We start from the raw sequence: 8,459 nt of genomic DNA, 5'->3' as shown, positions 1-8,459 counted from the left end.
TATTGAGTGATATATTTCCATCGAAGAAATATATGATGAGAAGATATGAAATCAAAAAAGAGTATTTTATTTATTTTTTCTATTTTTTAAGAATATTGAATATTGTTGTCAGGGGATTTAAGCTTTCTTTTAAAGTTATGCAGAATTCTTATGAAAACTCAGTATTTCACAGAAGAAAGAAAACTTCTACCCCCCACTAATAGAAGCATTTATTTACTTTGTTGAAAGTGAATTTCCCAGTATCTCATCACTTGTAAAAAGAGAGAAAAATCTATATCCTTCTCTTTCAATATTTTCTTTTCCGCCCTGCATTCTGTCAACAACAGCAATCACTATTTCCACTTTTCCGCCTTCTTCCTCAACAGACCGTATGGCATTGAGAGTGGAGCCTCCGGAAGTAACTACATCTTCCACGATTACCACTTTTATTCCCTTATAAAAACATCCTTCTATTTTTTTCCCTGTTCCATGCAATTTCTTATCTTTTCTTATCAAAAAGCCTCCTATAGGCTTTTTTGTGTCGGCACTTAACATTGTAACGCCTGCTACTATAGGGTCAGCGCCAATCGTAGGTCCCCCTATGGAGTCTATCTCCAAATCTTTTATCATAGAATAAATAAGATGGGATATCAGCTTTAATCCCTTGGGATGTAGTGAGGTTTTTCTTATATCGATATAATAATTGCTTTTTTTACCTGATGCTAAAATAAATTCCCCAAACTGTAGGGATTCCTTTCGTATAATCTCAAGTAGTTCCTCTCTCATTTTTTCCAAGTCCTTTACAATCTTTTATGTTAAGCTATTCGGCAGGAGCAGTGAATGTCCTTTGTCCAAGCTCTCTATCGAGCATAAAAAGCCCGCTTCCGTCCTTCCCAATAAGTTTCAACTGCTGAATTATGTCATTTACAGATGTTTCTTCTTCTACTTGCTCGGAGACAAACCATTGGAGCATTCCTTCTGTAGCATGGTCATTTTCTTTCTTTGCCAAATCTACAAGTTTATTGATTCGAGCGGTGACAGCTTTTTCATGTTCCAAAGTTTTATTGAAAAGGTCAGCAGGAGATTTGAAGTTGCTTTCGGGTTTTTCTATTTCTTCAAGTATTACTCTTTCCCCTTGGTCTAAAATATATTTATATACTTTTTGTGCATGAAAAAGCTCTTCCTGTACTTGAACATTAAACCAATTTGCGAAACCTTTTAACCCTGCATTTTCTGAATATGCCTGCATAGAAAGATATAGGTATGCAGAATAGATCTCTTTATTTAAATGATCATTTAGTGCTTTAGCCATTTTTTTACTTATCATAAATAGACCCCCTTAAAAGTTTGAATTATCCCTTTTTTAATCTTTTTGGAGGAAAAATCAATCTTATAAATTCTTGGATTGCTTCTTATGGCGAAAAAAAGACATTTATGCTAATGAAATATATTATGATTCTATTGATAAATCCGCCGTATTTTAACAGAGATGAATTGAAAGAAAGGTTTTCATCCTTTATGGGATGGATTAAGAGGGGCAATATGTATGCTGTTGCCTTTGAGCCTCCATTAGGCATATCTGAACTTGCCACCTTTCTCAATAGTAATGGTATTGAAACCTCTGTCTTGGATATACCGGGACTGTTTATGACTGATGAAGAGGTTGAAGATGAAATTTCCCGTCTCACTCCTGAAATAGTTGGGATTACTGCAATGAGCGCCACGATATTTGAATCACTGAAAATTGCAGAAATTGTTAAAAAAGTTTCTCCTTCGTCTATTGTTGTACTTGGAGGAGTACATCCAACGGTTATGCCTGCAAGTGTGCTGAAAAATGATGTAGTTGATTTTGTCGTAAGAGGTGAAGGAGAATATGCCCTTTATGAAATATATAATGCCATAAAAAACAAGAAGGATTTGACTTATCTTAAAGAATTGAATCAGGGAATCTGTTTTAATGATAATAGCAGTCCAATAATATCTGAGAGAGCAGAATTGATTGAGAATCTCGATAAAATTCCCCTTGCAGACTACAGTCTTTTCCCTGCTGAAAATTATATTAAGTACAATCAAGATTTAAGAGGTATAAGAGGAATATCAATGATAGCAGGAAGAGGATGCCCCTATTCGTGTACTTTTTGTGCAGTAAATAAGACTATGGGAAGGCGTGATAGAAGAAGAAAACCGGAAATTATCATTTCAAAGATAAAGGAATTGGCAGATTCTTTGAATATTGAAGGAATATGGTTCAAAGACAGTACCTTCAACATAAACAGAAAATGGGTTGAGAAATTTTGCAGTTTAATAAAGAGAGAGCTTCCCGGTTTCAAATGGCAAATAAATACGAGAGTTGATTTGGTCAATGAAGAAGAGATTGAAATGATGAAGGATGCAGGTCTTGTGCAAATCGATTTGGGTATTGAATCAGGTTCTTCTTCAACTTTGGCTCTTTTGGGGAAAAAATATAGTGTTGATGAGATATACAGAAGCGTATCAATTGCAAAAAGATATGTAAAAGTGGCTGGTTTTTTTATGATAGGACTTCCCGGCGAGACGGAAAAAGACATTGACGCAACCTTTGAGCTTGCAAAATTGCTCGAACTGGATAGCTATTCCTTTAGCATATTTTCACCATTGCCGGGAACCAAACTTTTTGAAAGATTAGTTGAAGAAGGAAAAATTTCAGAAGACAAATGGAATTACAAGGAAAGTCATTTTACCAAAACGAAGGAAGTTTTTTGTTCCATTGATAGGGATGGTTTATTGAGAAAGTATAGCGAAATAAACAATTTCTTTTCATCACATTAGATGAAAAAAGGTCTTAAACAATCTTTTTTATCTATTCTAACCAAGCTTTTCCTGACAATACGAATAGAGATTTAATGCCGCATATTTCAACTGAGTTGTATCTTGTTCCTTACTTTTTCAAGAAAGCCTTTTTCACGCTCAATTTGAATCTTGACTATGATCTTGTGATTATTGATTCCTTTTTGACCATTGATAGAAATGAATTTATTGCAGTGAAATAGCCATGTGGGAGGATATGGTAAAGGCTCGATCCTCAGTACAATATTAACCTATATGAAGGAATGAATATTCCAAATCTAATCAAAAATTTAAATAATAACAAGTAATAAATAATTTTATGATTTTGTTTTATCATTCTCTATTCCTACGATAAATCTTCACTTGACATTGGCGCCTTAAAAGTGTAATTTCTGCTGAATTTTCAATAAATTTGATGAGATTACTGTTTAAAATGGAGCAAAAAGAAGATGAGACTTTTTGAACATGAATCAAAAAAGGTTTTTAAGCTCAATGGAATACCTGTTCCTGAAAATCAAGTAGTTGAATCTCCTGATGAGATTACTATAGATGGTCCTGCTGTACTTAAAGTACAAATACCATCTGGAGGAAGAAAAAAGGCAGGAGGTGTCCTTTTTTCTCAAAACAAGGATGAATCACGCAAAAAAGCGGCTGAGCTCATAGGTAAAGAGATAAAAGGATTCAAAGTAAAGAAAGTATTGGTGGAGAATCAGCTTGATATTGATGCTGAGTATTTCATGGCTGTGACCTATGACTCTGCAAGGCAAAGGCCTGTGGTGATTTTCAGCAGGGAAGGCGGTATCGATATTGAAGAGCTTGCCGAAAAAAGCCCCGAGAAGATTGTGAGAAGGGATATTGATACAGCAAAGGGTGTTTTTGAACATCAAATGAGAGAGGTTGTTGCACAATCAGGCGCTGATTCACGGAGTGTATTGAAGGTAGGGGCAATATTGTATCGGTTAGTGCAAGTCTTTATGAATTATGATGCAACGCTTGCTGAAATAAATCCGCTTGTAAGGACAAAAGATGGGAATTTCATTGCTGTTGACGGTCATATGGAGATTGATGATGATGCTCTTTATAGGCAGAAAAAATTAATTGAGCTATTGGGAAAAAGAGAGGAAAGTCAGGCAAAGAAACAGACGGAATTTGAAAAAAGGGCTGCTGAAATCGATGAACTTGACCATCGCGGTGTTGCAGGAAGAATGATTGAATTTGATGGGAATCTTGGCTTATTGATTGGAGGCGGAGGCGCAAGCTTGACTTCCTTTGATGCAATAAGAAAGCATGGAGGAAAACCTGCAAATTATTGCGAAATAGGAGGCAATCCAAGTGTTTTCAAAGTGCAGGAGTTAGTCAAACTTATTCTTTCCCGACCCGGAATTGATAAAATTGCTGTAATAATGAATGTAGTCAGCAATACAAGAGTTGATTTGGTAGCTCGTGGTGTTATTAAGGGGGTCATTGAAAGTGGTAAAAAGCCCTCGGAAACAATAACAGTTTTTAGGATCCCGGGCGCTTGGGAAGACGAAGGATTCAAGATATTGAAAAAATACGGTGTGCAGTATTGCGATAGAACGGTTTCTATTGATGAGGCTGCAAAGATTGCTGTTCAAAAGAGTGTTTGAAATGTTCTAACCTTAATTGATTAATGAAAGAGGATAGTCAAAATGGCAATTTTAGCAAGTGAAAATACAAAGATAATTATACAAGGAATTACAGGAAGAGAAGCAACAACATTTACAAAGGATCTTCTCGACTATGGAGCAGCAGTGGTTGCGGGAATTACTCCGGGGAAAGGTGGTTGGGAAGTCTATGGAGTACCTGTTTTCGATACAGTTAAACAGGCAGTTGAAGCTCATCCTGCTGATGCTAGTATTATCTCAGTACCGCCTGCAATGGTAAAGGGGGCTGCCTTTGAAGCAATCGATAATGGCATAAAGCTGGTTGTCATAGTAACTGAAAGAGTACCGCGTAGGGATGTTGTTGAAATTGTAGCTTTTGCCCGCGCAAATGGTGCAAGAGTGATAGGCCCTAATTCTTTGGGCCTAATTTCACCTCATAAAACCAAAGTGGGTATGGTTGGCGGAAGGGCTGAAGATGTGAAGAAGGCATACAGCGAAGGTAATGTTGGAATAATTTCCCGTTCAGGTGGAATGACTACGGAGATAGCAAATCTGCTAACTCTAAATGGCATCGGTCAAAGTACCTGTATCAGCATTGGCGGAGATGCCATTGTTGGCTCTAACTATCTTGATTTGATTCCTCTCTTTGCGGAAGACGAACAGACCAAAGCAGTTGTTATTTTCTGTGAGCCCGGTGGGAATGTAGAAGAAAGTTTGGCTGAGATGGTGACCAAAGAAAATATAAAGCTTCCTATTGTTGCCTTTGTGGCAGGACGTTTTGCTGATGAGATGCCCGGTGTTAGATTTGGCCATGCTGCTGCAATCGTTGAAGGCAATAGAGGTACGACAAAGGGTAAGATAGAGAAGTTTAAGGAAGCAGGGATTATGGTTGCAGAAGAATTTAAAGAGATAATTACACATTTGAAATCTGTGTTATAGAAGAGGAGAAGATGATATTATGGCAAGTATTTTCATAAATGTAAAAATAAAGGAAGGATGTCTGGGAGTAGAAAAGTGTGGTGAATGTGTGAAGATTTGTCCTGTAAATATCTTTGAAGCAAAGGATGGAAAAGTTTCAATAGTTGAAAAGAATGAGGACGAATGTACACTTTGCGACCTGTGCCTTCAAAAATGCCCTGTTAATGTAGTTTCAATTGAAAAACTTTATTAAGATTGTATTATCTTTGACAATAAGGCATTATCTGCGGAGAAATCCAAATAATGAAATTTGTTTTTGGAAAGGTTTATCTTTCTTTTAAAGATAACTATGCACTATTTGAATCTTAATAAAGTCAATGAAGAAGTTAAAAGAATCTTTATCCCATTCAGCGATGAAATCCTCAATGTTGACAATGAAAATATCCTTTCTATTGCCCTCTATGGCAGTGCAGTTTCTCCTGACTATGTAGTCGGAAAGTCAGATATAAATTCGCTTTTTGTTTTTAAAGAATATAACTTCGATATTTTTAAAAGATGCTGTGCTATTTATAAAAAAGCGGCTAAAAGAATGATATCTCCTCCACTTTTCCTGTCGCCATCGATGATTGATGAATCTGTCGATGTTTTCCCAATGGAATTTTCAGAAATAAAGGATTGTAACATTCTTATTTTTGGCGAAGATTTTTTTAAGGACTTGAATATCTCCTATGAGCATCTGCGGCTTCAATGTGAACAGCAGATAAAAGGGAGACTCCTTTTATTAGGTCAGGCTTTTCTTGAAACAGGCCGTAACGGCAAAAGGATTGAAATGCTTATGGTAGAGTCCATTTCATCAATCTTTCCTATATTGAGAAGTGCTTTGAAGCTTAAAGGAATTGATGTGCCTTCATCTAAAGATGAAATCATTTCACTTGTAGAGAAGAATTTTGAAATCGAAAATTCCATAATGAGAGATATATTGAAGGATAAGAAGGGAGACGGCAAAATTGGTAGATTCAATGCTGAGAATGCTTTTTCAAAATATTTCAATGAAATAACAAAGATTGCTCTTATAATAAATGAACTTTAAAAGGAAATCTCTTTTCTTTTTTATATTTTTTATTTTCTTTCTTCCTGTTGTCTTTGCACAAAGCGAGATTACTTTTCCTTCTCCGCAGGGATTCGTCAATGATTATGCCAATGTGCTGAGTGCCGATGTGGAAAGGGAGATGGAGAGGGTTTGTAGGGTTTTGAATGAGAAAACAGGGATTGAAATAGCGGTTGTTTTTCTTGATACTACAAAACCATTGGATATGCCTCTATATTCAGTAAAGCTTTTTGAAAAATGGGGTATAGGTAAGAAAGGGCAGGATAATGGAGTGCTGTTTATCACCGCTGTAAAGGACAGAAAGACAAGGATTGAAGTTGGTTATGGATTGGAAGAAATCCTCACAGACGGATATTGTGGAGAAATTCTTGATAATGTTATTCCTTATTTTGCAAAATCTGATTATAATAATGGCGCAATTACCGCTTTTGCTGGGATAGTTTCAAAAATAGCAGAAAAGAAAAACATCAATCTAAAGGAAATTGTATCGCTAAGGGAAAGAAAGAATTACAGAAAAAGCAGTAATATAAGAAATTTGATAGGACTGATAATATTGTTTTTCTTTATATTTTCAAGGACCGGTTTTTTGCCTTTCTTTTTATTTGGAAGAAGATATAGATATGGTAGATATCGTATGGGAGGTTTTGGAGGATTCGGAAGTTTTGGCGGTGGATTGGGAGGTTTTGGGGGATTCGGTGGAGGATTGAGTGGTGGAGGCGGTGCAGGCCGTTCATGGTGAATAGCTCCAATAATCACTGAAAGGAGGAATGATTTAAATTATGAATAAAACGACAAAGTATATTTTAATAACGGTTGCCGTAATTTTGGTTTTGGCAATAGCTGTCGTTCAATTTTTTATTTCTGGAATCAATAAAGTAATTGCCCTTGATGAAAATGTGAAAAAATCTTGGGCTGAAGTAGATAATCAGCTTCAAAGACGTTATGACCTGATTCCAAATCTTGTTGAAACTGTCAAAGGATATGCAAAGCAGGAAAAGGAGATATTTGTAGAAGTTGCAAAAGCTCGCTCTCAAGTAGGAAGAGCAGCTACGATTGATGAAAAAATTTCTGCAAACAATGCATTATCTGGCGCGCTTTCACGCCTTCTCTTAGTCGTTGAGAGATATCCTGAGCTCAAATCAAATCAGAATTTTATTCGATTACAGGATGAATTGGCAGGCACAGAGAACAGAATTTCAGTAGCTAGAATGCGTTACAATGAATCTGTCAAAGAGCTCAATACATACATCAGAAAAATTCCGGGGGTAATTTTTGCTAGGATTGCCGGTATCAAGAATGCACCATATTATGAGATAAAATCAGAAGCAAAAGAAACACCAAAGGTTAAATTTTAATGTTTTTAGTAAAAAAAAGGGAAATAGATAATTCTATTTCCCTTTCAGCTATATATTCTAAAAGCTGAATCAATATTCTTCTAAATTACCTTCTCTTGAATTCAGCCATTCGTCAATTGAGCTTCTTCTGAAACGCCATCTGTTTCCAACTCTGAATGCCGGAATTTTTCCTGTGCGGACAAGCCGATAAATCGTCGCTGTATTCACTCTCATATAGCTTGCTACTTCCTTCAATGTCAAAATATCTGTTTTACCCTGTGCCATTCTACTCCCTTTCTTAATTAGAGTTAACGATTGTGATTTAATAATCTTCTATTTTACTTTCACTAGAGTTCAGCCATTCATCAATAGATGTCTTCCTGAAACGCCATCTGTTTCCAACTCTGAATGCTGGAATTTTTCCTGTGCGGACAAGCCGATAAATCGTCGCTGTATTCACTCTCATATATTCTGCTACTTCTTTTAATGTAAGAATATCTGTTCCACTTCCTGCCATTGAACTTTCTTTCCTCCTTTTCATTTTTTCTTATCCCCTTTTTTAGGGTTGAATTAATGAAACTTAAATTCCTCAAAACTATCATTCCTCTCATTCCTTTCAAATCTATGTATAAATCTATATTAATCAGTTTAATTTGTCAAATATTATTT

11 protein-coding genes and 1 pseudogene are annotated in these 8,459 nt (G+C 36.0%); 7 read left to right on the top strand and 5 right to left on the bottom strand.

From position 1 onward, the window contains the following. Positions 1–2 precede the first annotated feature (2 nt). The gene (locus D6734_12935) at positions 3–200 is read left to right on the top strand and encodes a hypothetical protein (protein RMF92160.1); all 198 of its coding nucleotides are present in this window, start codon (positions 3–5) and stop codon (positions 198–200) included. Positions 201–213: 13 nt separating this feature from the next. Here D6734_12935 and D6734_12930 read toward each other — a convergent pair whose 3' ends face one another. Beyond that, positions 214–765 carry an orotate phosphoribosyltransferase gene (locus tag D6734_12930; protein ID RMF92159.1) on the bottom strand — a complete coding sequence of 184 codons (552 nt, stop codon included), beginning with the start codon at positions 763–765 and terminating at the stop codon, positions 214–216. A gap of 34 nt (positions 766–799) precedes the next feature. After that, entirely contained in the window at positions 800–1,306 is a 507-nt protein-coding gene (locus tag D6734_12925) for a ferritin (protein RMF92158.1), read from the bottom strand. Between the two features lie 20 nt (positions 1,307–1,326). Between D6734_12925 and D6734_12920 the strand changes: the two genes are divergently transcribed. The 5 genes from D6734_12920 to D6734_12900 all read left to right on the top strand — a co-directional run bounded on the left by D6734_12920 (position 1,327) and on the right by D6734_12900 (position 6,438). Then, positions 1,327–2,787, top strand: coding sequence for a radical SAM protein (locus D6734_12920; GenBank protein ID RMF92157.1), 1,461 nt, complete (start codon positions 1,327–1,329; stop codon positions 2,785–2,787). 467 nt (positions 2,788–3,254) lie between these two features. Then, complete coding sequence (locus D6734_12915) at positions 3,255–4,433, top strand: hypothetical protein (protein RMF92156.1); 1,179 nt, start codon at positions 3,255–3,257, stop codon at positions 4,431–4,433. Positions 4,434–4,475: 42 nt separating this feature from the next. Beyond that, positions 4,476–5,369 (top strand): succinate--CoA ligase subunit alpha, encoded by an 894-nt coding sequence (locus tag D6734_12910; protein ID RMF92155.1) that lies wholly within the window; start codon positions 4,476–4,478, stop codon positions 5,367–5,369. 19 nt (positions 5,370–5,388) lie between these two features. After that, positions 5,389–5,601: a 4Fe-4S dicluster domain-containing protein gene (locus tag D6734_12905; GenBank protein ID RMF92154.1), complete on the top strand. Its 213-nt coding sequence runs from the start codon at positions 5,389–5,391 to the stop codon at positions 5,599–5,601. Positions 5,602–5,658: 57 nt separating this feature from the next. Continuing rightward, entirely contained in the window at positions 5,659–6,438 is a 780-nt protein-coding gene (locus D6734_12900) for a hypothetical protein (protein RMF92153.1), read from the top strand. 651 nt (positions 6,439–7,089) lie between these two features. On the opposite strand, the pseudogene D6734_12895 reads toward D6734_12900, so the two are convergent. Then, a pseudogene (locus tag D6734_12895) lies at positions 7,090–7,179 on the bottom strand (LysM domain-containing protein). 56 nt (positions 7,180–7,235) lie between these two features. Here D6734_12895 and D6734_12890 point away from each other — a divergent pair. After that, positions 7,236–7,811 carry a LemA family protein gene (locus tag D6734_12890; GenBank protein RMF92152.1) on the top strand — a complete coding sequence of 192 codons (576 nt, stop codon included), beginning with the start codon at positions 7,236–7,238 and terminating at the stop codon, positions 7,809–7,811. A gap of 69 nt (positions 7,812–7,880) precedes the next feature. Here D6734_12890 and D6734_12885 read toward each other — a convergent pair whose 3' ends face one another. Both D6734_12885 and D6734_12880 read right to left on the bottom strand, forming a co-directional pair. Continuing rightward, positions 7,881–8,075 carry a DNA-binding protein gene (locus D6734_12885; GenBank protein RMF92151.1) on the bottom strand — a complete coding sequence of 65 codons (195 nt, stop codon included), beginning with the start codon at positions 8,073–8,075 and terminating at the stop codon, positions 7,881–7,883. 37 nt (positions 8,076–8,112) lie between these two features. Next, positions 8,113–8,307 (bottom strand): DNA-binding protein, encoded by a 195-nt coding sequence (locus D6734_12880; protein ID RMF92161.1) that lies wholly within the window; start codon positions 8,305–8,307, stop codon positions 8,113–8,115. Between the last annotated feature and the right edge of the window lie 152 nt (positions 8,308–8,459).

The organism is Candidatus Schekmanbacteria bacterium (genome assembly GCA_003695725.1).
GTDB lineage: Bacteria > Schekmanbacteria > GWA2-38-11 > GWA2-38-11 > J061 > J061.
This window is presented reverse-complemented; position numbering and strand designations above follow the sequence as displayed.

What these genes read in the sequence shown, in the direction of transcription:
- D6734_12930 (RMF92159.1), bottom strand. Translation starts at nt 765, where the DNA reads ATGAGAGAGGAACTACTTGAGATTATACGAAAGGAATCCCTACAGTTT.
- D6734_12925 (RMF92158.1), bottom strand. Translation starts at nt 1,306, where the DNA reads ATGATAAGTAAAAAAATGGCTAAAGCACTAAATGATCATTTAAATAAA.
- D6734_12915 (RMF92156.1), top strand. Translation starts at nt 3,255, where the DNA reads ATGAGACTTTTTGAACATGAATCAAAAAAGGTTTTTAAGCTCAATGGA.
- D6734_12910 (RMF92155.1), top strand. Translation starts at nt 4,476, where the DNA reads ATGGCAATTTTAGCAAGTGAAAATACAAAGATAATTATACAAGGAATT.
- D6734_12905 (RMF92154.1), top strand. Translation starts at nt 5,389, where the DNA reads ATGGCAAGTATTTTCATAAATGTAAAAATAAAGGAAGGATGTCTGGGA.
- D6734_12890 (RMF92152.1), top strand. Translation starts at nt 7,236, where the DNA reads ATGAATAAAACGACAAAGTATATTTTAATAACGGTTGCCGTAATTTTG.
- D6734_12885 (RMF92151.1), bottom strand. Translation starts at nt 8,075, where the DNA reads ATGGCACAGGGTAAAACAGATATTTTGACATTGAAGGAAGTAGCAAGC.
- D6734_12880 (RMF92161.1), bottom strand. Translation starts at nt 8,307, where the DNA reads ATGGCAGGAAGTGGAACAGATATTCTTACATTAAAAGAAGTAGCAGAA.